At 46.8% G+C, this 23,356-nt stretch carries 20 protein-coding genes and 1 tRNA gene; 11 read left to right on the top strand and 10 right to left on the bottom strand.

Translation table 11 applies throughout. The features are described from left to right. Nucleotides 1–27 precede the first annotated feature (27 nt). The 6 genes from Q0224_RS01455 to Q0224_RS01430 form a co-directional block, all read right to left on the bottom strand. Complete coding sequence (locus Q0224_RS01455) at nucleotides 28–2,442, bottom strand: hypothetical protein (protein ID WP_297948515.1); 2,415 nt, start codon at nucleotides 2,440–2,442, stop codon at nucleotides 28–30. 163 nt (nucleotides 2,443–2,605) lie between these two features. Next, nucleotides 2,606–2,860, bottom strand: a complete 255-nt coding sequence (locus Q0224_RS01450; RefSeq protein WP_297948512.1) for a hypothetical protein — start codon at nucleotides 2,858–2,860, stop codon at nucleotides 2,606–2,608. Nucleotides 2,861–3,035: 175 nt separating this feature from the next. After that, complete coding sequence (locus Q0224_RS01445; RefSeq protein WP_297948510.1) at nucleotides 3,036–4,580, bottom strand: hypothetical protein; 1,545 nt, start codon at nucleotides 4,578–4,580, stop codon at nucleotides 3,036–3,038. 64 nt (nucleotides 4,581–4,644) lie between these two features. Next, the gene (locus tag Q0224_RS01440; protein ID WP_297948508.1) at nucleotides 4,645–5,931 is read right to left on the bottom strand and encodes a hypothetical protein; all 1,287 of its coding nucleotides are present in this window, start codon (nucleotides 5,929–5,931) and stop codon (nucleotides 4,645–4,647) included. 224 nt (nucleotides 5,932–6,155) lie between these two features. Then, nucleotides 6,156–6,239: transfer RNA gene (locus tag Q0224_RS01435), tRNA-Leu, on the bottom strand. A 47-nt stretch (nucleotides 6,240–6,286) separates the two neighbouring features. Continuing rightward, complete coding sequence (locus Q0224_RS01430; RefSeq protein WP_122862636.1) at nucleotides 6,287–6,586, bottom strand: F0F1 ATP synthase subunit C; 300 nt, start codon at nucleotides 6,584–6,586, stop codon at nucleotides 6,287–6,289. Between the two features lie 229 nt (nucleotides 6,587–6,815). On the opposite strand from Q0224_RS01430, the gene Q0224_RS01425 reads away from it, so the two are divergent. From Q0224_RS01425 to Q0224_RS01405, 5 genes are read left to right on the top strand one after another with little or no spacing between them, the layout of a single operon-like run. Further along, the gene (locus tag Q0224_RS01425; protein WP_297948505.1) at nucleotides 6,816–8,195 is read left to right on the top strand and encodes a sodium-dependent transporter; all 1,380 of its coding nucleotides are present in this window, start codon (nucleotides 6,816–6,818) and stop codon (nucleotides 8,193–8,195) included. A gap of 2 nt (nucleotides 8,196–8,197) precedes the next feature. Further along, entirely contained in the window at nucleotides 8,198–9,538 is a 1,341-nt protein-coding gene (locus Q0224_RS01420) for a sodium-dependent transporter (protein ID WP_297948503.1), read from the top strand. Continuing rightward, nucleotides 9,539–10,120, top strand: coding sequence for a TRAP transporter small permease subunit (locus tag Q0224_RS01415; RefSeq protein ID WP_297948501.1), 582 nt, complete (start codon nucleotides 9,539–9,541; stop codon nucleotides 10,118–10,120). It begins immediately after the preceding gene. Continuing rightward, on the top strand, nucleotides 10,117–11,442 hold the full coding sequence (locus Q0224_RS01410) for a TRAP transporter large permease subunit (RefSeq protein ID WP_297948498.1): 1,326 nt from the start codon (nucleotides 10,117–10,119) through the stop codon (nucleotides 11,440–11,442). Before Q0224_RS01415 ends, Q0224_RS01410 begins: the two co-directional genes overlap by 4 nt. 51 nt (nucleotides 11,443–11,493) lie before the next feature. Next, nucleotides 11,494–12,924 (top strand): DUF4139 domain-containing protein, encoded by a 1,431-nt coding sequence (locus tag Q0224_RS01405; protein ID WP_297948496.1) that lies wholly within the window; start codon nucleotides 11,494–11,496, stop codon nucleotides 12,922–12,924. Between the two features lie 660 nt (nucleotides 12,925–13,584). Here the strand turns inward: Q0224_RS01405 and Q0224_RS01400 are convergent. After that, complete coding sequence (locus tag Q0224_RS01400; RefSeq protein WP_297948494.1) at nucleotides 13,585–14,592, bottom strand: hypothetical protein; 1,008 nt, start codon at nucleotides 14,590–14,592, stop codon at nucleotides 13,585–13,587. Nucleotides 14,593–14,700: 108 nt separating this feature from the next. Here Q0224_RS01400 and Q0224_RS01395 point away from each other — a divergent pair, with 108 nt between their 5' ends. The 3 genes from Q0224_RS01395 to Q0224_RS01385 are packed head-to-tail and all read left to right on the top strand — an operon-like array spanning nucleotide 14,701 to nucleotide 19,538. Further along, nucleotides 14,701–16,521, top strand: coding sequence for a biotin/lipoyl-containing protein (locus Q0224_RS01395; protein ID WP_297948492.1), 1,821 nt, complete (start codon nucleotides 14,701–14,703; stop codon nucleotides 16,519–16,521). Nucleotides 16,522–16,539: 18 nt separating this feature from the next. Further along, nucleotides 16,540–18,117, top strand: coding sequence for a phosphoenolpyruvate carboxykinase (ATP) (gene pckA, locus Q0224_RS01390; RefSeq protein ID WP_297948489.1), 1,578 nt, complete (start codon nucleotides 16,540–16,542; stop codon nucleotides 18,115–18,117). 17 nt (nucleotides 18,118–18,134) lie between these two features. Beyond that, nucleotides 18,135–19,538 carry a CAP domain-containing protein gene (locus tag Q0224_RS01385; RefSeq protein ID WP_297948487.1) on the top strand — a complete coding sequence of 468 codons (1,404 nt, stop codon included), beginning with the start codon at nucleotides 18,135–18,137 and terminating at the stop codon, nucleotides 19,536–19,538. A gap of 213 nt (nucleotides 19,539–19,751) precedes the next feature. Here Q0224_RS01385 and Q0224_RS01380 read toward each other — a convergent pair whose 3' ends face one another. Further along, entirely contained in the window at nucleotides 19,752–20,030 is a 279-nt protein-coding gene (locus Q0224_RS01380; RefSeq protein ID WP_297948539.1) for a helix-turn-helix transcriptional regulator, read from the bottom strand. A 109-nt stretch (nucleotides 20,031–20,139) separates the two neighbouring features. On the opposite strand from Q0224_RS01380, the gene Q0224_RS01375 reads away from it, so the two are divergent. The 3 genes from Q0224_RS01375 to Q0224_RS01365 all read left to right on the top strand — a co-directional run bounded on the left by Q0224_RS01375 (nucleotide 20,140) and on the right by Q0224_RS01365 (nucleotide 21,291). Next, a complete protein-coding gene (locus Q0224_RS01375; RefSeq protein ID WP_297948486.1) occupies nucleotides 20,140–20,358 on the top strand; it encodes a hypothetical protein in 219 nt (72 codons plus the stop codon). Between the two features lie 187 nt (nucleotides 20,359–20,545). Continuing rightward, a complete protein-coding gene (locus Q0224_RS01370; RefSeq protein WP_297948484.1) occupies nucleotides 20,546–21,019 on the top strand; it encodes a hypothetical protein in 474 nt (157 codons plus the stop codon). Nucleotides 21,020–21,090: 71 nt separating this feature from the next. Continuing rightward, a complete protein-coding gene (locus tag Q0224_RS01365; RefSeq protein ID WP_297948481.1) occupies nucleotides 21,091–21,291 on the top strand; it encodes a hypothetical protein in 201 nt (66 codons plus the stop codon). A gap of 82 nt (nucleotides 21,292–21,373) precedes the next feature. Here the strand turns inward: Q0224_RS01365 and Q0224_RS01360 are convergent, their stop codons facing one another. Then, the gene (locus tag Q0224_RS01360) at nucleotides 21,374–21,991 is read right to left on the bottom strand and encodes a Type 1 glutamine amidotransferase-like domain-containing protein (protein ID WP_297948479.1); all 618 of its coding nucleotides are present in this window, start codon (nucleotides 21,989–21,991) and stop codon (nucleotides 21,374–21,376) included. Between the two features lie 386 nt (nucleotides 21,992–22,377). Beyond that, on the bottom strand, nucleotides 22,378–23,328 hold the full coding sequence (lpxD, locus tag Q0224_RS01355; RefSeq protein ID WP_297948477.1) for a UDP-3-O-(3-hydroxymyristoyl)glucosamine N-acyltransferase: 951 nt from the start codon (nucleotides 23,326–23,328) through the stop codon (nucleotides 22,378–22,380). Between the last annotated feature and the right edge of the window lie 28 nt (nucleotides 23,329–23,356).

Here is a 23,356-nt window from a genome sequence, read left to right as displayed (position 1 = left end):
TAGGCTTGCACGCGTATTTATTTCAGGCTAAATCGACCCAAATTCCAGCTCGTCTTTTCGTTTTTTCTTTATATTGTGCTGCCTCGCGTCGGCTTCTTGCTTGACGCTTTTTTGCTTCACGTCCTCGTATTTTATGGCTGTTTCGATTTGTATTTCGGCTTGGCGTTTTTGGTCCAGCTCGCGATGAATGGCGGCTACTTTTCGTATCGTTTCGGCGTTCTTTTGCGCCTCTAGCTCGTCCGCAACGGGGTCATAGTTTGCGACTCGGCGAAAGTTATTCATACGAATTTGTTTTTCGAGGGATATGTCCCAGCCGCTTTTTTCGTAGGCGTTGAGCTTTCCTAGGATATCAACGGTCATTAGCGTTTTTGAGCCTACATCTTCGGTTTTTCGCCATTTTTCGATGGCGTCCTCGATTTCTTGCCATTCGTCGCGCGGTTTTTCAGGCTGTTTTACGGGTTCGGGCTCGCGGATAGGCTCGTATTTCGGGCGGTCGTCATAGGTTTTTCGCTCGTATTCGTCTAGGCGGCGGCGCGGCTCGGGTTGCGGCCTCGCGTAGCCGTATATGTTCGTGAAGTCGTCGGCTTTTTTCGCTATCGGCTCGGGCTCGGGCTCGGGTTCGGGTTTTACGGGTTCGGGCTCGATTTTAGGCTCTTCGCGGATTGGCTCGGGTTTTTGCTCTTCGCGCCCTTTTAGTCGCCCCTCTAGCTCGTCGATTTTCTCGAAGGCTGCGTCTAACATTTGCGGCGTGATGATTTCGGCTCGTTCTCTAGCTGCTTTTTCTTGCTCTAGCTCTTCCTCTAGCTCGCGTTGTTTTTTGGCGTTTTCGGCCGAAATTTGCGCGATTTTGCTCGTTAGCTCCTCGATTTTCTCGGCTTGCTCTCGGATTGTTTGCGCGTCCTTGTCTGGGCTTTGTTTTTGGTCGCGGAGGTCGTTATTTATCAGTTTTGCTTCGTCTTTGAGCGTTTTTAGCTCCTCGATTCTCTTTCGGTTCTCGGCCTCTTGTTCGGCGTATTCGCTTCTCTCCGCGCCTTTTTCGCGGAGCAGGGCGCGCTCCGCGGCTACGAGTATGCGGTTTTCCTCCTCCATTGCTCGCAAGTCCTCTTTTATTTTGCGGATTTCCTCTGAATATGCTTTGAGCTCGGCTCGCAGGTCGCGATTTTCGATACGTTTTTGGGCGGCTGCCGATTTGGCGATGTCGCTAAATCTGCCCTCGATGAGTGCCTGAATATCGGCTTTCAACTCGGGCGTAGGGGCGTTTTCGAGGGCATATAAAAACAATTCCTCGCGTTTGTCCTCGGGTATGCCTAAAAAAGTCCGCTGTATTCTTATTTTCAATTCTTCGCCGTTGTCTTTGTCTGAATTTGCGATATAATCGACGGCTCTAAGCAACGTTGATTCGACGTTATAAATTTTCGCGTCGGCGGCGAGTTTCTCGTCATTCGCTATCGTTTTTTTCATCAAAACTACGGCGAGCTGGGCGGTAACGCCTAGCATATAGAAAATGTTCCGTATGGCTGATTTTTGCGCCTCTACGAGGATATTTCCTTGTGGGTTGTTTATGCCAGCGAAGCTTACCCCTAGCATTTGCATCTCTCTCGCGAGCATTTTGCCGGTTCGGGCGTGCTCCCAGTCGAGCTGTTCGGAGATATATTTTGACCGCCGCTCCCTAGCCGCCAGCACCTCGGGGATTTTGCGCTCCCACTCCTCGCGTTTTGCTTCTCTCTCGGCTTGTTTCGCTTCCCATTCGGCCTTTTTTTGCTCCCACTCTTTGTTATTTTGGGCTAATTTTTCTTGCCATTCGGCGTTGTTTTTTTCGAGTGCGGCCTCTTGTCGCTTTTGCGCCTTGAAAGCCCTCGGCGATAAGTGCTTTTTGCCCGTAATTTCGGCACTTTGGCCGCGTTCCATACCGAGCTCGTCCGCTACGGCGTCCTGCATTTGCCTCATAAGGTCTTTTCGCGCGTAGTTTGCCGCAGAGAGGCTAAGCCCCGTTTTCAAATCCCGGGCGTAGAAAATAACGTGGGCGTGAATGTTTCTGACAAAGTCGCCGTCCTCGTTGATATGGCCTTCGTCCTTATGGAGCGCTATCTGCGCGGCTCGGTAGCCCGTGATTTTTTCGAGCTTTTTCACGAGTTTTTTTACGTCTTTCATATCGTGCCGCGAGTTCAAATTTATGACCGCTTCCCAGCACTTGTTAGCTTCTTTAACGGGGCTTTTTCTCCCCCCGTGCGTTTTCGCGTAGGCTTCGTCTGCTTTTTGGTCCCATTTTTGGATTTTTTGCAATGCCGCTAAAGCGCTACAACTGCATTTATTTTTTTTGGCTAATTCCGGGCGCGAACTTTCTGGAATAAAGCCCTCTCGGCTGTTGTGAAACGCCGCCACGCGTAAATCGCAGCGCTGCATACTCACGCAAGCTTTCGCATTATTTTCGATTATTTGCATTGTTTACCTCTTAAAAAATAGCGTAGAAAAATGAGTGATTTTCTTTTCTTTTTTTCGACCCTCGCGGTCGGAAAAAAGGGCACTTGAGGCTAGTATAGCCTCTTAGTGCGCACTAAGAGGTTGGATTCTCCAACCTCGGTGCGCATATTCTTGCCCGCAAGGGTCAAGAATATGGGTGCGGGGAATAGCTTTCCGAGCTTTCCGTCGGCTCGTCTTCGAGCGTGTCCGTCGTATCTGGCTTGTTTGGGTCTGAAAATACGGCGAGTTTTGCGTAGATTTCGTCCTGCTCTTTTTGTAATTTTTCAAGCTTGATTTTTGCGCTCGAAACTTCGCGGTCAATGTCTCGCGCGCGCGTCGTCAGTTTGACTATTTTTTTAAGCGCCTCGCGGTTTGCTTTTCTTGCTTCGTTGTCTAGCATTTTTTTAGTCTCCTTTATGTTTTATTATAATTATATGTTTTTGGTGTTCTAAATGGAACGGTTTGAGACGTTTAACGATTGATGATATTTTGCTTAGACGACGACGTGCCCTATATTAGGGCATTTTCGCCCCGTAAGGGGCTAGATTTTTTGCTGTTTTAGGCCTCCTTTTTAGTTAGTTTTTTGCGCCGTAGTTTGCTACTACGCGGCGTTCAAAGTCGATTAATGCGTCAAGCTCGATTATGCTTCGACTTTGAGAGGTCAATAACCAATCCTCTAGCGTTAAAAACACGCCCGGGCGGTCTTTCGCGGGGGCGAACATTTTTTCATAATAGTAAATTTCGCCGTCGGGGTTGCTTTCGATAGGCGACCAAAATGGCTCGCCGAGGCGTATCGCGCGCGCCATATTTGACTTGTCGATTTGCATTTGTTCTTCTAATCGCCATAGTATGCTCCGTTCGTGCTCGGGGTTAATTCTAGGGTCGGGCGGGATTTCGCCGCCGTAACGTTTAACGTAGTAGCTTAGGCCTAGCTCGTAATCTAAGGCATAGTCCGCCTCTAGCACGCGTTTGCGCTCCTCTAGCTCCTGAAGTCGGCTTTTTGGCCGTTGCTCTTGTTTTATCTTGACCGTTTTATAGGCCGTGACGTAGGCTTTTAAAGCTTTTTTGCTCTTTAATTTTCGGCATTTGCGGCGCAGCTCGATAACCTCGCCCGTGGTTACGTAGATTTTCTCGCTAGCGTGATATTTTTCCCCGTTTGCGGCCACTAGGTTAATATTTAAGTGTTTTGTTTTTAGCTCTATTTGCCCCGTTTCGGGATTGATTTTTGAAAATTTTAGTTTTTGAAGTTTTAATTTGTTTTCTTTTTTTATGGGTTTTTGCGCTTGAGCGCGGGCTTGGGCGCGAGTTTCGGCCGCGTCCGTCGGATAATATACGTAGTCGTATACGATTACGTCGTCTTGGTTAGCGGCGTGTCTTTTGCCGCGTTTGCCCGTACGGTGTTTCTTTGTGTAGGCCGCTATCTCTTTCATCGTTTCTTTTAGGATAGTTGCTGTTTCTTTGAAGTTGCGCGCCATAAGCTTGTTTTGCTCGAAATATAGGGTTTTTTCGCTCTGTACGTCTTTGATTTTCGCGCAGTTATACGTCGATTTGCCGTCCTCGGTATATTCCGTTTTAGTTTTTCGCGTTAGGTTAAATTTTACGGGTTTAGGCTTACGATGAGTTTGGGCTATTTCTTTTAAGAGATACGAGATTTTTGGGTATGGCGTGATTGCTTCCTCGCCCAAATATTGCGACATTTCGGTTATCATTAGCTCGCGTAATGCGATAGGCGTGAACAAAATACAATGGATATGCGGCGAGCCGTTTTGATGTTTTTCAAAAACCCAAGCTATGAGACACGGAATGCCGATTGAATTTATATAATCGCAAAGCTCTTTTAGGGCTTCTTTTAAGTGCTCCGCTAGCTCTTTGTTTGACGCTCGGCCGCCCTTTTGGAGCGGATAGCGCGTGTTTTTCTCCGTCAAACAAAGAGCTAGCGCCGTAAATTGGAGCTCGCGCAACAAAGGCGCGACGCTCATTTTTTTGGCTATTACGGCAGGGGTCGAACTTGACCCCGCGCGTAATTCCTTGGTTTCGATTACTTCGCCGATTAATGCGTTTGGATAGCTCATACTAAATACCCAGATTTTATAACGCCTATATAAGCAAGAAAACGGCATAATTCTGCTTGGTTTGAGTTTAGATTATTCTTAATTTTGGCTCGAACCCTGCTTCTTTTAAAAATCATAACCTAAAACCTTTTTCTTCGATGTATTCTAGCCACCAAGTTAAAACTTTCCTAGTTAGCTCAATCTGTAGCTCTTCGTCCGTACTCGATTTATCATAGTCTCTAATTATTTTCAGCCCCACGGCGTGGTCGAGCACACATTCTATGGACTCCCAGCTTAGGTCGTTTCGCCCCTTTTTTCGCTCGAGGTTCGCGAAAGTCGACATTATGATGCGTAAGCTGTGGCATACGATATGTCGGGGCTCGTCGTCAGGATTTTTTATAGGCAGAACTTCTTTTAGAACGCAAGAACGCAAAGATTTTGACAGAGTCGCGTCGCTTAATACGTTCCCATTCATATTTGAAAAAAGTAGCTCGGCCTTGTTATTTGCGAATTTTTTCTTCCCCTCGAGCCATTCACCGATTTTTTGCGGAAGCCCCAAATACATATCCCCATTTTCCATAATTTTCATATCTTTTGCTGGGAAATGCAAATAGTATTCGCCGTTTGCGTCTATTTTTATATGTTTGATGCTCAAATTTCGCACATTCGCGGAGCGTAAGGCTGTAACGAAGGCAAATTTTAGGGCATTGCGAACGCTACCAGTGTGAGGATACGAGCTAATGTATTGGATTAGCGCCCTCAAATCGTTTTCGTTTTTGATATACGGATAGCCTTTCACTCTATCTTTCGGCAGAGCGAAAATCTCAATAAGTTTTTCCCCGCGGAAAATATCAGCTTGTAGGTATCCTCGCGCATACGCGAAGTCGAAGAGCTGATTGGCAAAGTGGCAGTAATCCTCGAGCGCCGAATATGTGCCCTTTTGCAAGATTCCACGGCCGACGTCTTGTAGGTCTCGGAGTGTTATCTTGCTTATAGGCGTGGCCTTAAATGCAGAGAGCTTAGAATTAAAAATCTTATGTTTTTTGGAGACGGTAGCAGGTTTTAGCCCTGAACCTTTAAACACTAAAAAGTCTTCAAAAACCGCGCTTAGAGCGTCTTTTGGAGCGAGTTTATTCTCGCCTTCTTTTTGCACTTTTTCGCTAGCGGCTATTGCGGCAGCATAGCTCATTTCAGGAAAGCGGCCGAGCTTGATTCGGCTAGTCGCGCCAGTTTTCACGTAAAAATCTTTGTCGTATCTAGCGACGCGACCAGACCTTGTTACCTTTCGGATTTGCAATAATAGCTTATCCTTCAAAACTATTCGGGCGTAATCCGTGCCTACTGGTAAGCGATATTCCTCTATCGCGACGTCTGGCTGAAGCTTAAACTTCGGCGATTTTGTGAGAGCATTTTGTCTCATCTGAACTCCTTGTAGTGAATTTGAATCACAAGTAATTATATCTGCGGAGCTCGCTATTTTCGTTTTTAGAGACAAAATACCCAAAATTCGATACCCAAAATAGGCTTGGGTATCGAATTTTGGTAGTTTTCGGCCAAATTCCCAGCTGTTTGTAGGGGAGCTTGACTTTTTGACTTAGCTTGAACGTCGTATTTATGGGGATTAATATTTAGAAAAATGAATAATGGTGCGACCTGCGAGATTTGAACTCGCACACCCTTCGGCACTACCACCTCAAAGTAGCGTGTCTACCGTTCCACCAAGGTCGCACGTAGATTAAATTAAAGAAGAAAGAGCGGGACGAACCCGCCCGAGATTATAACATTGGGTTTGCGTAAAGAACGATTAGCGCGATAACTAGTGCGTAGATAACTTGCGCTTCGATCATCGCAAGAGCAACGAACATCGTCGTAGTTAGCTTGCTACCCACGCCTGGATTTCTAGCTGTGCCTGAGATTGTCGCAGATGCGGTATTTCCCATACCGATAGCGCCGCCAAGAGCCGCTAGGCCTAGACCAACTGCTGCTGCAAGAACAGAGTAAGATTTTAGCATTTCGCCACCGTCCGCAAACGCGAAGCTAGCAAAAGCCATCATTAAGAAAACAACTTTTTTCATAAAGTCTCCTTATAAATTTAAGCCATTTCGGATCAGACCCCTACTTTGAAGCTTTGAGAGCGCATTTTATAAAAATTTAGCTTTGAGTTACTTAAAACCGAGAAAATTTTTCATAAATTTTCCGTTCGTCAAATTTGCCGCCACTAGTGCTACAAATTTACAAAAAATTTCAGCGATGTTTCGTTTTTCCACGAATTTATTTAAAAATTAGAATTTTAAAAGCTTTTTTATGCTAGCCTCGCTTCTGAAATTTCAAATACTAAGGTTAAATTTGGCGCAGGATAAATTTTCTAAAATCGGCTTTATCTTAGCCGTCGCGGGCTCTGCGGTGGGGCTTGGAAATGCGTGGAAATTCCCGTATCTAGTCGGTCAAAACGGCGGTTCGGCCTTTGTGCTTTTGTATCTTTTTATGACGTTTTTTATCGGACTTGCTATATTTTTCGGCGAGATAGCTATCGGCAAGCTTTCCGAATCTGACCCCGTAAATGCTTTTAAAAAGCTTGCTCCAAAGCACAAAGAAGCGTGGAAATTTGCGGGTTTTACGATGATAGGTGCGATCATCATCGCCTCTTTTTACACGGTCATCATCGGATGGATACTAAAATACGCAGTTATGGTAATAACCGAGCTGCCAAAAGACGTTGAGGCTTCCGAGAAAATTTTCGGCAGTTTTTACGCTAACGACGCCGCGTCTCAAATTTTTTACTTCACGATCGTATTTTTTCTCTGCATTTTTATCGTTTCAAAGGGCATAAAAAGCGGCATAGAGCGCGTAAACGTCTGGATGATGCCTTCGCTTCTTATCCTGCTTATCATCATGCTTAGCTACTCGTTTACGATGGACGGCTTCGTGCAGTCGGCGAAATTTTTGCTGGTTCCCGATTTTTCAAAACTAGGCGTAAGCAGCATTCTAACCGCGCTTGGGCTGGCGTTTTTTACTCTGTCTTTGGGTGTTGGCGTTATTATCGTTTACTCTGCGTCGCTGCCTGATAATACGAATCTAGTTAGCTCCTCGATCATCATCGTCGTCATAAACGTCGTGATGGGCATTTTGATGGGGCTTGTTATTTTTACTTTTGTGTTTGAGTTTGGCGCGACGCCTAGTCAGGGCGTGGGACTCGTGTTTATCTCGCTGCCGACGCTGTTTGCGAAACTAGGCACGCTCGGGCACGTACTGGCGTTTGCGTTTTTTTCTGCTCTGCTTTTTGCTGGCATTACCTCGGCTATCTCGATGCTGGAGCCTTTCACGCACTATCTCATCCGCGAATTTGGCTTTTCTCGTAAAAAAGCCCTCGCGCTAATCGGCGCTTTTATCTACTGCATGGGCATTTTGTGCATACTTTCAAGCATAGATGGCGTTAAAGAAAATTTGGTATTTTTCGGCAAGAGCCTTTTTGACTGCCTTGATTTTCTAAGCTCAAATATTATTATGCCGATAGGCGGCATCGCGGTGTCGATTTTTGTCGGCTTTGTGATCAAAAAAGACGCGCTTTACATACTTTTTGGGCCGTATATGAGCAGGGTCGTATTTGAAATTTGGTATTTTATGATTAGATTTGTTGCTCCCATCAGCATCGTTATCATCACGATAAATGCGCTAAGGGGCTAAGCGTGGCAAGCGATAAATTTTCTAAAATCGGATTTATATTATCCATCGTAGGTGCCGCGATCGGACTTGGTAATGCGTGGAAATTTCCATACATGGTCGGCGCAAACGGCGGTTCGGCGTTCGTGCTTTTGTATCTTGTTTTTGCCGTTGCGGTCGGGCTTAGTATATTTTTTGCCGAGATGGCGATGGGTAAAATTTCAAACGCCGATCCCGTTAACGCCTTTCGTTCGCTCGCTCCTAAAAACGGTAAATTTTGGGGGTATGCCGGCGTCATAATGATAACCGGCGTTTTGGTGGCGTCGTTTTATACGGTCATCATCGGCTGGGTTATTAGGTACTCGGTCTTATCCCTTGGCGAGCTTCCGCAAAGTATCGCGGTTTCTGGCGAAAATTTCGGCAAATTTATAAGCTCTGATATCTCGGGTCAAATTTTATACTTTAGCATTGCGTTTGCGGCCTACTTTTTCATCCTTTCAAAGGGCATAAAAGGCGGCATCGAGCGCATAAATTTATGGCTTTTGCCGACGCTTTTTTTATTGCTTATTTTTATGCTGATTTACTCGATGCAGATGGGCGGATTTTCGCAGGCGGCGGAGTTTTTGCTGGTGCCTGATTTTTCTAAGATCACGAGCGAGGCGGTGTTTGTAGCTCTTGGCCTAGCGTTTTTTACGATGTGCGTCGGTATCGGCGCGATTGCGACGTATTCTGTTAGTCTAGACGATAAGACTAATCTTTTCACCTCTTCGCTCTACGTCGTCGCACTAAATATCATCGTTAGCGTCGTCATCGGACTCATCGTTTTTACCTTTGTTTTCGAGTACGGCGAGCAGCCTAGCCAGGGCGTGGGGCTTGCATTTATATCGCTGCCTACGCTGTTTGCTAAGCTAGGAGCGATGGGAAACGTCCTAAGCTTTACGTTTTTTACCGCGCTTATTTTTGCAGGGCTTACGTCGGCTATCTCGATGGTCGAGCCGCTCGTTTTTTACCTCATAAACGAGTTTAAGATCCCCCGCCTAGGCGCGATCGCGATCGTGGGCGTTTGCGTTTATTGCCTGGGTACGCTTTGCGCTCTTTCAAATATTACCGAATTTAAAGACGCGCTCACCTTTTTCGGCAAGGGATTTTTCGACGTTTTAGACTATCTTAGCTCAAATATCATGCTACCGCTGGGCGGTATCGTGATCGCGGTATTTGTCGGCTACGCGATGAAAAGAGGCAGCCTAGAGGAGCTATTTTTGCCTTATATGGGTAGGACGGTTTTTGAAATTTGGTATTTTTTACTGCGATTCGTTGCGCCGATTTGCATTTTGGCGATAATGATAAGACAAATTTTGGGGAGTTAAATGGAACGAAATTTAAAAAAAGTAGAGAGGCTTTTCGATAAATTCGGCAACATCGTGGGCTACGTCTGTATCTTTGTGATGTTTTTGATGATCGCGGACGTTTTTTTTAACGTCACGGCGAGATATTTTTTCAAATACGGCAACGTCGGCCTCCAGGAGCTTGAGTGGCACTTTTTTAGCGTCATCATCCTGCTTGGCATGAGTTACGCGCTAAAAGACGATACGCACGTGCGAGTGGATATATTTTACGAAAAGATGAGCGTAAAAAAAAGGGCGCTCATAAATATGGCTGGCGTCATCCTTTTTATCCTGCCGCTTGCGCTTTTGGTCGCGTGGCTGAGCTGGGACTACGTCATAGAGGCGTATGAAAGCGGCGAGGGTAGCGCCGATCCTGGCGGTCTGCCGTATCGCTGGGTTATCAAGGCCTTTATCCCGTTTAGCTTCTGGCTGCTTATATTTTTTAGCGTCGGCTACTTTATAAAGTGGCTAAACGTTTATCTGGACGCTCGCTCAAATTTAAGCGAGGCGGGCAAATTTGACGCAAATTTAAACCAAACTGCGCAACAAGGAGAGGGAAAATGACCGGCATCGTAATGTTTTTAGCCGCGCTTTTTATGCTTGCTATCGGCTTTAGCGTCGCATTTACCTTCGGCGCGATAGCCGTTATTTTCGGACTCATCGGCGGCATGGTCGAGAGCTTTGGCGGCGGCAACGGCTTTATGGGCGGGCTTGAGATATTTAAAGAGACCTTTAACTTCATGCCTTACCGCATTTACTCGATAATGGAAAATAAAATCCTCATCGCCGTGCCGCTTTTCGTTTTTATGGGTATTATTTTACAAAAGACCAAACTAGCTGAGAGGCTGCTCGAGTCTATGGCGTTTTTATTCGGCGAGATTCGCGGCGGCGTGGCGATTAGTACCGTTTTGGTGGGCGCGCTGTTAGCCGCATCTACGGGCGTTGTGGGCGCTAGCGTCGTAGCCATGGGCGTTATGAGCCTACCCGTGATGCTAAAATACAACTACAATAAAGCCTTAGGTTGCGGCACTATCTGTGCTTCGGGTACGCTTGGGCAGATCATCCCGCCTTCCATCGTTCTAATTATCCTGGGCGACGTCTTTACGGTGCCTGTGGGCGATCTTTTCCGCGAAGCGATATATCCGGGTCTTGCGCTCGTGGGCGCTTATATAGTCTATATCCTCATCGTCTCTTACGTCAAAAAGGACTACGCGCCGCCCGTCGCCATCGAGAGCGACGTGCCTAAATCAAAGCAAATTTTAAACGCTATCCTTGCTATTTTACCGCCTTTGGTGCTCGTCGTGCTGGTGCTCGGTTCGATATTTGAAGGCATCGCTACACCAACGGAGAGCTCGGCGTTTGGCTGTGTGGGTGCGATCTTGCTTTCGGTTTTTTACAGGACTTTTTCGTTTAAAATGCTAAAAGAAGCGCTCGAAGAGAGCGTCAAAACCACGGCAGTCGTCTTTGCTATCCTTATCGGAGCGACCGCGTTTTCGATGGTGTTTAGCTACACCGGCGGCGACGAGATCGTAGAGGAAGTGATGTCAAATTTGCCTGGCGAAAAATGGGGCTTTATCATCTTAGCTATGATTACGATTTTTGCGCTCGGATTTTTTATAGATTTCGTCGAGATTTCTTACATCGTGCTACCGATCTTAGCGCCGATAGCCGTAAATTTAGGCATAAATCCGCTATATTTCGCTATCGTTATCGCGATGAATTTACAGACTTCGTTTCTCACGCCGCCGTTTGGCTTTAGCCTCTTTTATCTAAAAGGCGTGGCTCCGGCAGAGGTCAAGACCTCCGACATCTACCGCGGCGTGGTGCCCTTTATCGCGATACAAATTTTAGTTTTGATTATTTTCACGATCATCTTGCTAGGCTAAAATTTATCTTTGTAAGGCTATAATCTCTTAAAATCATCCAAAGGAGAGAAAATGAGAGAAATAGCCTTAGTTTCGGCGTTTGCGCTGATAGCGAGCGCCGAAAGCAACCTGATAGAAATTTACAAAAACGCCTCATTTATCCATCAAAATTTCACCGACCAAAAAAGCGAATTTAGCTTAAATTTGCCCGATTTCATCGAGCTTGAGGACATCGATGTGGCTGCGTCGTGCGAGCTAGTGAGTCTAAATTTAAACGAAGCAAAGCCCGCAGAAAACGAGGCCTATGCTAAATTTAAGCAAAACGAAAAAGAGCTTGGGGAGCTAAACGATAAACTAAACGCGCTAAACTCCAAAAACGCTTTTTTAAATAATTTTCCCGCTTTTAAAGAGCAAAGCGTCGCAAATTTGGAGGCTGACGGCGATAAATTTTACGAAGCCGTGCTAAAAAATCTAGCTCAAATTTCGCAAACCAAAAAGCAAATCGACGAGCTGAAAAAGGAAATGAACAAGGCTGAGGTTAAAAATTTTCAAAAGCTTGATTTGAAATTCGAATGCGACCCAAAACAGGTCAAGATATCCTATCCCGTGAGCGTTAGCGTAAATTTGAAAAACAAAATCCAGGCCGACGTCGCCAAAGGCAAGGTCGAAATCTCGCAAAATTTAACCGTGACAAATCCTCTGGGTATCGATCTAAACTCCCTAACCATCGCGCTTTATCCGTTTTACTACTCGTCAAATTTAACGCCAGCGCCGTTTTATCCGCGCTATGAGGGCAAGCCAAAGCCACGAAATATGATGCCGCTAGCAGCTGCGCCGATGATGGAGGCGAGCGCCGATATGGCCGTGGCTAGGGCGCCCGCAAAGAAAAATAGCGTCAAAGACGTGCAAGCCAGCAATGATCAAAACGCGCTCGCAAACGCGTGGCGAATCGAGGGCGTGAGTCTAAAAGCGGATGAAACGGCTGATTTTGCCTACGACAAGCAGAGCCTAGATGCTAAATTTGACCTCGTGATCGACGGCTACGGCAGCGCGGGCGCTTTTGTTAGAGCTGCGTTTAAGCCGGAGCGAAGCATCGAGAGCGCGCAAAGCGAGTTTAAGATTGACGGTATAAATATCGGCAAAAGATACGTAGGCTACGCCGCGGGCGAGGAGGCGAAGGAGTTTTTCGGCAAAAACGAGCTTGTTAGCGTGAAAAAAGAAGCTAACGGCGAATATACGAAAGAGTCGTTTTTCGGCTCGAAGAACAAGATCTCGCGCGGATATAAATACAGCATCAAAAACGGCTCAAAACTCGCGTGGGACGTGGTTTTGGAGGAGCAAGCGCCAGTTAGCACGCACGAGAGCGTAAGCGTGAGCGTGAAAAACGACCCAAAAGAAAACGAGATAGGCAAAGACGGCAAGGTAACGTGGAAATTTGCGCTTAAGCCGAACGAGAGCAAGGAAGTAAATTTCTCATATGAGTTAACTAAGCCGAGCGAATAAGATTGTAAATTTCTTGTTGCGGCTTGTCTTGCGAGCGCTTTTCCGAGATTTTGCAAAATTTTCGCTCCGCAGGCTATATGCTTAGCGCACGCTCAATTTTGCTTCAAAACTCGAAAAATCATCTCGCGATACTTCGCCTTATCTCTTTTGTGATCAAATTTGAAGTCAAATTTGACTCGCCGAGACCCGCACCGCGAAAATGTAAATTTAAATTTGCGGCGCGATAGCGCCGGATAAACCTGCACGTAGTGCAGCAACTTTTAACGTGCAGTGGGGTTAGAGAGGGTATGGGAGAGGGTCTGCTTTGCAGTTGCGAGGCAAAGCCGAAGCAAAGGAAGGCGACGCTCTACTTTGCTTCGCTCGTAGCTACAAGCAGACCGTAAGTAGAGCCCCTTCCTCTCCCAAAGAAAAGAAAACAGATAAATTGCTAAGGAGCTCTTTTGCTTCGGTTTTACCTCACTTTGCGCTTGCACTCCCTTTGGGAGTTGCCAACAGAGCGCCATCCCCCCCCCCCCCCCATCTTTTTACATGAAGCAAAAAACCTAAAATTAACCAAGCCAAATTTACTATCGTCGAGATGCTGGTCTCGGCGAGTAAAATTTGCTAAATTTATCTCGGTCGAATTTGCCGAATTTATACGTAAAATTTAACCCGCAAAAGTTAAAAACCAAATTCAGCATAAAATTCGTTCAGGTAGTCCGAGTAGTATGTGTTGCCGTTTCTAGCGTCAAATTTACCCGCCAGCTCCAAAGCCGTTTTGTAGTCGTTCTCGTCGCTAAACGCGCTAACCGCGATGAAAAATCGCAGGTCGTTTAGATCGTCGTTGCCATCAAGGATCGCCGCGGAGTGCTTGCGCGCCAAATTTAGCGCCGTCTCGCGCTCGCCCAGTCTAACGGCGATCTCGATTAGCGGCGCGATCTCGTTTATGACGCGAGGATTTGACTCGATCGTCGCCGCGGCCTTTGGCAAAAGGGCTTTTGCCTCTTCGATCTTGCCTGTTTTAATCATGCTAAAAAGTATCGGCGGGTAGGTAGTGTGAGGCACTTCGCCGCAGGTTAGCTCGCCAGAGAGTATCGGCGCGGCTAGGCTTAGCGCCGCTTCGTGCTCGCCTGCAAAATTTAAATACGCGATCTCATCGCTTGCTTCGCACGCCTCGCAATCACCCATATCGTCCTTGGCGAGCTTTTTCCACAGCTCATAGTTTGCCTTCGCCTCCCTAGCGTCGCCCATGTCTATGTTTTGATTCATCAAGGCCTTGTAGTAGGCTGCCAGCGAGAGCTCCAAGCGCTCGTAGTAAAACAGCATCGCTCCGTTTACCTTGTCTATGAGCTCTTTTTCTATCATGGAGCTTTTGGCGACGCCCGAGACGATCCATTTAAATTTCCACAGGCAGTCTACAAAGTCGTTAAAATTCGGGTATTTGCTCTCGTTTTCTTTTAAATTTTGCGCGATGTAGCCCGTGAGCCACATTAGCGCTCTGGTTCTTAAAAATGCGCCGAATTTTTCAAATTCCTCGTTTAGCACAAAGTCGCAAATTTGCGCGGCAAACGCCAAATCCTGCGCCTCTACGGCGTCTCTTATCTCGTAAAACAAAAACTCTTCTTTATCGGCTAATCTACCAAATTCTTTTAGCTTTTTATAAAGCTCTTCTAGCGTGCGCTCTTGCATTTGCTCCCCTTGCTAAACATTTTTGCGATAATGCTTTGATTTATTATATCCACTTAATCTAAAACAAGGTAAAATTAGCACGATTTTGAAATTTGACAAGGCGGCAAAATGGCGAAAAAATTTATAGACGTTATGGACACTACCTTTAGAGACGGCTTTCAGTCGGTTTTCGGTGCGCGCGTGGCGATGGCGGACTTTTTGCCCGCGGTTAGCGCGGCTAAAGAGGCTGGTATAACGCACTTTGAGTTTGGCGGCGGGGCGCGATTTCAGAGCCTTTATTTTTATCTAAACGAAGACGCGTTTGCGATGATGGATAAATTTCGCGAAACGGTCGGACCTGAGGCAAACCTGCAAACTCTAAGCCGCGGCGTAAATACCGTGACGCTAGATACGGGCAGCCGCGAGCTAGTCGATCTGCATGCAAAGCTCTTTAAAAAGCACGGCACGACCACGATACGAAACTTCGACGCGCTAAACGACGTGGAAAATTTAAAATTTTCGGGCGAGCGTATCGCTCATCACGGACTAAAGCACGAAGTGGTCGTCACGATGATGGACCTGCCAGCAGGCTGTTCGGGCGCGCACGACGTGGCATTTTACGAGCGGATCTTACGCGAAATTTTAGACGCGGGCATACCGTATCACAGCGTCTGCTTTAAAGACGCCAGCGGTACCTCTAGTCCGCAAAAAGTATATGAGACCATCAAAATGGCTCGCAAACTCCTCCCGCAAAACACTCACATCAGACTCCACACTCACGAAACCGCAGGCGTTAGCGTCGCGTGCTATATGGCCGCTCTAGAGGCTGGCGCAGACGGCATAGATCTAGCCGCAAGTCCCGTTAGCGGCGGCACCAGTCAGCCAGATATCCTAACGATGTTGCATGCCGTTAAGGGCAAAAACTACGATCTGGGCGGACTTGACGTGGAGAAAATTCTAAAATACGAAAGCGTGCTAAATGAGTGCTTGAAAGACTATTTCCTGCCGCCTGAGGCCGTGCAGGTTAGCCCGCTCATACCGTTTAGCCCGATGCCAGGCGGCGCGCTAACGGCAAATACCCAAATGATGCGCGATAATAATATCCTGGATAAATTTCCAGAAGTCATCCTTGCTATGCGCGAAGTCGTGCAAAAGGGCGGCTACGGCACGAGCGTGACGCCGGTGAGTCAGTTTTATTTCCAGCAGGCGTTTAACAACGTGATGTTTGGCCCGTGGAAAAAGATCGCCGAAGGCTACGGTAAAATGGTGCTAGGCTACTTTGGCAAGACGCCCGTAGAGCCAGATAAGAGCGTGGTTAAGCTAGCTAGCGAGCAGTTAAGCTTAAAACCGACTAAAGAACACGCCATGGATATTGCCGACAAAGATGAGAGTAAGTCGCTTAAATTTACGCGCGAGCTGCTTAAAAAAGAGGGTATCGAGCCTAGCGAGGAAAATATCTTTATCGCTGCGGCGTGCAAGGAAAAAGGTATCGCGTTTTTAAAAGGCGAAGGCAAAGTAAATATCCGAAAAAAATCCGCAAACGTGGTCGAAACGAGTGCACCGACCCCTCGAGCAAAAACTCCGATAAACGAAAAATATAGCATCACCGTAAACGGCAAGAAATTTGACGTCGAGGTCGCGGACGCTGAGGGCAAAGCCGAGATAAAAAGCGTAAAACCCGCAAGCGTAGCGCACATGCCGCCTCCGGAGCTCTCTCCGGCCAAAACGACCGGCGGCAGCGGCGAGCCGGTGAAAAGCACGCTTCCGGGAAACGTGTTTAAAATCCTAGTCGCAGTGGGCGATAGCGTGAAAAAGGGGCAAAGGATGTTTGTCCTGGAGGCCATGAAGATGGAAATAGACGTAAACGCCCCAAAAGACGGGCTGGTAACGTCTATCGAGGTGCAGCAAGGACAAACCGTAGCAAACGGTCAAATTTTAGCGAAAATTTAATCCAAAAAAGGAAGAAAAATGGTAAACGAAATAGAAAAATTAGGTCTTAAGGATATCAAAAAAATCAACCACAACCTAAGCTACGACGAGCTTTTCGAGCTTGAAAAGGCGATGAATGAGGGGCGCGTATCAAGCAACGGCACCTTTATGGTTGATACCGGCATCTTTACGGGTCGCAGCCCAAAGGATAAGTACTTCGTAAAGCAAGACCCGAGCCAAAAATACATCGCTTGGGGCAAGGTAAACCAGCCTATCTCAAAAGAGCTTTTCGATAAGCTTTTAGCTAAGGCAAAAGCCCAACTAAGCGGCAAAGAAATCTTTATCCAAGACGCCTATTGCGGCGCTAGCAAATCCAGCCGCAAAAACGTCCGCTTCGTAACCGAAGTCGCATGGCAGGCGCATTTCGTAAAAAATATGTTCATCCGTCCAAGCGAAGCGGAGCTGGCTAAATTTAGCCCTGATTTCGTCGTTTACAACGCGTGCAAATGCAAAAACGAAGAGTGCAAAGAGCATGGGCTAAACTCCGACGTTTTCGTTATCTTTAACGTCGAGGAAAATGTCGCTGTTATCGGCGGCACGTGGTACGGCGGCGAGATGAAAAAGGGCATTTTCTCGATGATGAACTACTGGCTGCCGCTCGAGGGCAAGCTAAGTATGCACTGCTCGGCAAACGTGGGTAAAGATGGCGACACGGCGCTATTTTTCGGTCTAAGCGGCACGGGCAAAACGACGCTCTCGACCGATCCAAACCGCAAGCTGATCGGCGACGACGAGCACGGCTGGGACGATGAGGGGATATTTAACTTCGAGGGCGGCTGCTACGCGAAATGCATAAATTTAGACCCGAGTAGCGAGCCTGAAATTTACGCCGCGATCAAGCGCGACGCGCTACTTGAAAACGTGGTCGCCAACGAGGCTGGCGTCGTGGACTACAAGGACGGTAGTAAGACCGAAAACACCCGCGTTAGCTACCCGATCTACCATATCGATAACTACGAACCAAGCTCTGCAGGCGGCCATCCGAAAAACATCATCTTCCTAACAGCCGACGCATTTGGCGTTTTGCCTCCGGTCGCAAAACTAACCAAAGAGCAGGCGATGTATTATTTCCTAAGCGGCTATACGGCCAAAGTCGCGGGCACCGAGCGCGGTATCACCGAGCCTGTGGCGACATTTAGTGCGTGCTTTGGCGAGCCGTTTATGCCGCTACATCCGACCGTTTACGCTAAGCTGCTGGGCGAAAAGATCGACAAGCACAATGTTAGCGTCTATCTCGTAAACACCGGCTGGAGCGGCGGTGCGTACGGCGTGGGCAAACGAATGAGCATCAAAGCCACTCGCGCATGCATAAATGCGATCCTGGACGGCAGCATCAAAAAGTGCGAATTTGAAAATTTTGAGAAATTTAATCTAGCGATCCCAAAAGAGCTCGCAGGCGTCGAGACGAAGCTGCTAAATCCGATAAATACGTGGGGAAATAAGGACGAATACGTCGCGACTCGCGATAAACTAGCGAGCATGTTTGAGACAAATTTTAAACGCTACGAGGACGTAAAAGAGGGCGTAGAATACGCAAAAGCCGGTCCTAAGGCTTAAATTTAAAGGGCGCAGGATTGAAATTTTACTCTGTAAAACGCGGGCTTAAATTCGGCCTTTTAGCCTGCGCCTTTTTTTTATCTGGCTGCGATATCTTTGGCGGGCAGGGTCAAAACTCTGCGCTAAAGTCCGCCAAGCAGCCCGAGTTTTCTTTCGTTCCCGATTCGGACGCGGTCGCGTATCTAAACGAGTACCGCCGCGGCTCCGGACTCTCCGCCCTAAAACCAAATCAAATTTTAAGCCAGGCCGCTAAAAATCACGCCGAATACAGTGCCCAAAACGAATATATGGGGCACGACGAAGTGGCGGGACGGGCGAAATTTAGTGGCGCGACTCCGGCCGATAGAGCCCTAGCCGTAGGCTATAAATCAACTCTAGTGCTTGAAAATATCGCCTATAAAAGCGACTTTAAAGAGGCGGTGGACGGGCTGTTTGCGGCGATCTATCACCGGTTTGCGTTTTTAAATTTGAGCGTCGATGAGGTAGGCTACGCACTCGCGTCCAAGGATAAATTTAACGCCTTCGTCTTTGAAATGGGTAACTCGCGGTTAAACGGCTTTTGCGCTAAAGGTGCTAGCGATACGGGCGCAGGACGGTTTTATACAAATGTCTGCGCTGATAAAAATCTAAAAATCAAAGATGCCAAATTTGACAATTTCACAGGCTCAATGAAGCCCTACGTCAAATTCCCGGACGCTACTGCGGTGACGCCCTATTTTAGCGGCGAGATCCCGGACCCATTTCCCGAGTGCAAGATCACGGCAAACCCCGTTAGTATCGAGTTTAACGCAAACGCTGGCGATGTAAAATTTAAAGATTTTGAGATATTTAAAGACGGGCAAAAGATCCAAAATTTGCACGTCATCACGAGCACCAACGACATAAACTCCAAATTTTCGTCCAAGCAGTTTGCGGTTTTTTCGCGCGAGGTTTTTGACTTTGGCGCGCAGTATGAGGCGGTTTTTAGCTATGAGCAAGTAGGTGCGCGAAATCAAAACACCCAAAGCGCGGGCGCTCAGGTAAAGCAGATAAAATGGAGCTTTAAAACCAAAACTCCGCAAAATCCGTATTTTGACGCGCGCGACGGCGACGTGCTGGGCGTGGATGCGGATAAGACCTACGAGATATTTTTCCGCCCCAAAGACTGCAACGACCTCATGACGCGCTACTCTTACAAGGCCTCGGGCTTTATGACGCCTACGGTCGCGCAAAGCGGTACAAACACGCTAAGCGTGAAGCTAAAAGGCATGGTGGGCGATACGCTAAGCATCGTAGCGGGCGGCATGAGCGTCAAGGTGCGGCTCAAAACCAGCTCGCCCGAAGCCGTGCGCGAGAGGAGGGCGTTTTACGTCAAGGCTGGGCTGATGATCGCCGGCGTGATCGTGATTTTTGCGCTGATTGGCAGAAAGATGAGACGGTAAATCCACGCCGCTTTTTTTGGATTGGGTTGTAATTGTGTTTAATGTGGGTAAAAATCAGCTAAATTTAAACGAAGCTCTTTTTTTGGTTATTTTTGATGAGTTATGCTGCTTTGATTTTAAGCCTTTGCTGATTTTAAAATACGAAAGCGCTTTGAAAAAATTTAAGTCATAGTTTGCCAGATACTTTGGTTAAATTTGACGTCAAATTTACTCTTATCTATCTTCATTGCTCTCTGTTATTTCCTTAAAAAACTCGTTTATATTGCAGTTAAAAAGTTTTGAAAGCTTAAAAAGATGAAGTAGATTAAAGTGCTTGCCGTGGGCGTTATTTTCCATATTCGCGTAAAATCCGCCCGAGGCTTGTCCGATACTTAGAGCCGTCTCTAACTGGCTTAGATTTCTTTCTTGTCGCATCCGTTTTACGTTTGAAGCCACGGTATCAAAAAACCGTTCGTTTTCCTCGTCCGTCGTTATCTCAGGTAAATTTAACACGTTCATTCCTATAGAAAAGTTTTCTATAAGTTTATTTCTCATATAATTCTTTATCAACTTGCTATGGCGATTATGCCTATAGAGATAATGAAATGTAAAAGGATTGATTGTGGCTATTTTTTGTCTGATTGTTTTTTCTGTAATGTTTATTTTTGTTAACCCAATATATAAGGCAACCATGGTGAGAATGGAAGAAGACTTTTTAAGGGGGCTTCCAAGCCGTGACATTACGCTAAAGGTAAACGGCTATGCAACGATTTTTAGATTTATATCAAAGTGGGCAATAGTAATTTCTTTGATTTTTATCATTGCCGATATTTTTAAATAGGAGAAAAGCGATATGTTTTTAGGAGTATTATTCGTCATTTTTCTTGTTCTTTGTTTATTGGTGAATTTGGTAAAACTAAATAATCCGTATTTTGAAACTTCTCCGTGTGCTATTTTTATAAATTATGCCACTTTTATTTTAGGCATAGCACTGCTTTTAAATTTATTATCATAGTTAAGGATTAAACATGATTTGGATATGGGTAGCGGCTTTGGTTTTGGTTCAGGCAACCAATGGACTTTCGCTGGTGATTGCACTTGCAATAACAATATATAAGATAAAAAACAGTGAACCAAGACTTGATCTTGACCCTGAAGTAGTCTTAGAGTATAAAAGATTTGTAAAATATCATACAAGTTTAAGTAATTCTCAAATTTATGATTTAATGACGAGATATGCTTTAGAAATCGTTGAAATGTTGAGAAATACAAATATTAGCTTAGAGGAGCGCGCCACATTAACGATGCTAACAACTTGCTTTATACTAAGTGAATATTATGAAAAACACGATTTTGCTACGGCTAGAATATTGGCGAATAAGATGCTTGTGGAATGGCGTGATGATTTAAGAAGAAAAGGTTATTTTGAAGGCTATTCATCGACGCGTGAAGTGTTGGATTTTGATATTCTGCAAACACTAAAACAAACAAGAACTAAGTAAATGTTTTCTAGACATATTTAAAAGTTGGGTTATCATTTATCAGCCTAACTTTTTGCGCTAAAAACAGGGTAATGAAAATTTTAATAACAGGCGGAGGGGGTTACATCGGCTCTCACGTGCTAAAGGCGCTTGACGCGCTCACAAAAATTGGTAAATTCAAGTTCGTAAAGGCAAATTTAGAGGATGATTTAAGCGGGATTTTTGCGAAGAGTAAATTTAGCTCGCGTCGTCGGCTGTATTTTTCGGCTCGCCTCAAGCTCCGCCGTTTTTAAATTTTACGCAGGCTTTAGCACGTAAAATTTAAGCGTCGTTTTCTAAATTTAGGCGCTCTCTTAGAATGACGCGCGTCTAAACTTAACGCCCTAAAATTTCAAATTTATCGCCGTGCACCGCGATCGCCTCGGCGTTATTTATCGGCGTCAAATTTAGCTTGCCGCCGTAAGCTTTTAAAATTTCAGCCGCGCTTTGCACGAACGGCTCCTCGCCGTAGTGCGGCACGGGGTAAAATTTAACCAGATCAAGCCCCGTTTGCGCCGCGGCCCCGTAGTCGCCCGCATCGTCCATCACGCTCGCGTACTCCATGCTGGGTGCGGCGATCATCGCGCCCGCCGACTCACCCACGTATACGAGCTCGCCGCTTCGGACGCGATCTGCGATGAGGGTTGCTAGACCTTTCTTTTTAAGCTCGCGCAAAAGATAAAAGGTGTTGCCGCCGCTTACGTAAAGTACCTGCGCTGCGCCGATCTTTGCCTTGGCTTCGGCCTCGCTCACTTTTGAAACGTCTAAAATTTGAACCGTAAAGCCCATTTTGGCAAACGCCTCTTTCGCCTCGTCCACGTAGTCTCGGTACTCCTCTACGTTTGCGGCGGTCGGGATAAAAAGTACCTCTTTGGCGCGGATATTTTGCCTCGCATAGTCCTCAAAAAGCGTCGCCGCACCCGCAAAATAGGAGCATAAAAACATCTCTATCATTGTTTTTCCTTTAATTAAATTTTCACTGATTTAAAAGCGCTCGTAAAGCTTGGCCGCAATGACTGCTAACAAACGCAACCCAAACTAGCAGAGTAAATTCTACCGCGCCCACAAAGCAAGCGCACGACAAAAAACGGCGCGGGCGGAATTCTGTCGATAAAAGGGCAAAATTTACCGCCGCAGCAGTTTGCAAACTATGCAAAAACCGAACGCAGCGCAAATCACTCCACAATCGCCAACTGCCTGGCGATTTCAAACTTCACTGAAACGACGCGAGCCTGCTAGATTAAGCTAGCTAGAGGAGTCGATCAGAGCGAACGATCAAAACGATCAAATCAAGCCAATCGACCGAACCGATCAAGGCAAGTCAGCCAAGGTAAAAACGGCTAGTGCTTTTTATCTTTAAAAAATCTAACGATCTTAGCTTGCAGCTTGAACCACTCGTTAAGCTCCATTATAGGGTGCCCGGCGTAGTTTTTACCGCCCGCCAGATCCTTGCTTATGCCGCCGCGCGCCGCGATCTGAGTGAAATCGCCCACGCTTACGTGCCCGCCGCTGCCGCTCTGTCCGCCCATCACGACGTTGCGCCCGAGCGTCGTAGAGCCCGCAAGCCCCACCTGAGAGACGATGAGGCAGTTTTGCCCAAGCTCGCAGTTGTGCCCGATCTGAACGAGATTGTCAATCTTGCTGCCGCGCTTAACGATCGTAGAGCCGAACACCGCACGGTCGATCGTCGTGCACGCGCCGATCTCGACCTCGTCTTGCAGCACGACGTTGCCGTTATGATAAATTTTAACGTGCTCGCCCGTTTTGGTGTGCGCGTAGCCGAAGCCGTCGCTTCCGATAACGGCGTTTGCGTGGATTATGCAGCGCTCGCCGATGATCGTGTCGTTGTAGATGACGGTGTTTGCGTGGATCACGCAGCCGCTTCCGATATGCACGTCATCGCCGATATACGCGCCGCTTAAGATGATGCAGTTCTCGCCGATCGTGGAATTTGCGCCTATATGCACGTTCTGCCCGATCTGTGCGCTAGCGGCGATTTTTGCTGGCGCGCCGCTACGAATGAGCGGCTTGGCAAAATGCGCGCTTAAGATCGCAAAAGCTAGATGCGGATTTTCGCACTCCAGCGCTCGCACGCCGCTTGGGGCTGCGGTGCCGATTTTTACCAGCACGGCGGCTGCTTTGGTGGCAGATAAAAATTTCTCGTTTTTGTCGCTATCGCAGTAGCTTAGCTCGCTTTGCTTTGCGTTTTGAAGCGAATTTATCGCGGTAATCTCCGCGTCCGCTCCGTTAAGCTCTATGTTTAAAATTTCGGCAATTTTTGATAATTTCATTTGCGCTCCTTTGATTAAATTTTATCGC

Origin of the sequence: uncultured Campylobacter sp., assembly GCF_938002845.1 — a bacterium.
Classification (GTDB): Bacteria; Campylobacterota; Campylobacteria; order Campylobacterales; family Campylobacteraceae; genus Campylobacter_B.
This window is presented reverse-complemented; position numbering and strand designations above follow the sequence as displayed.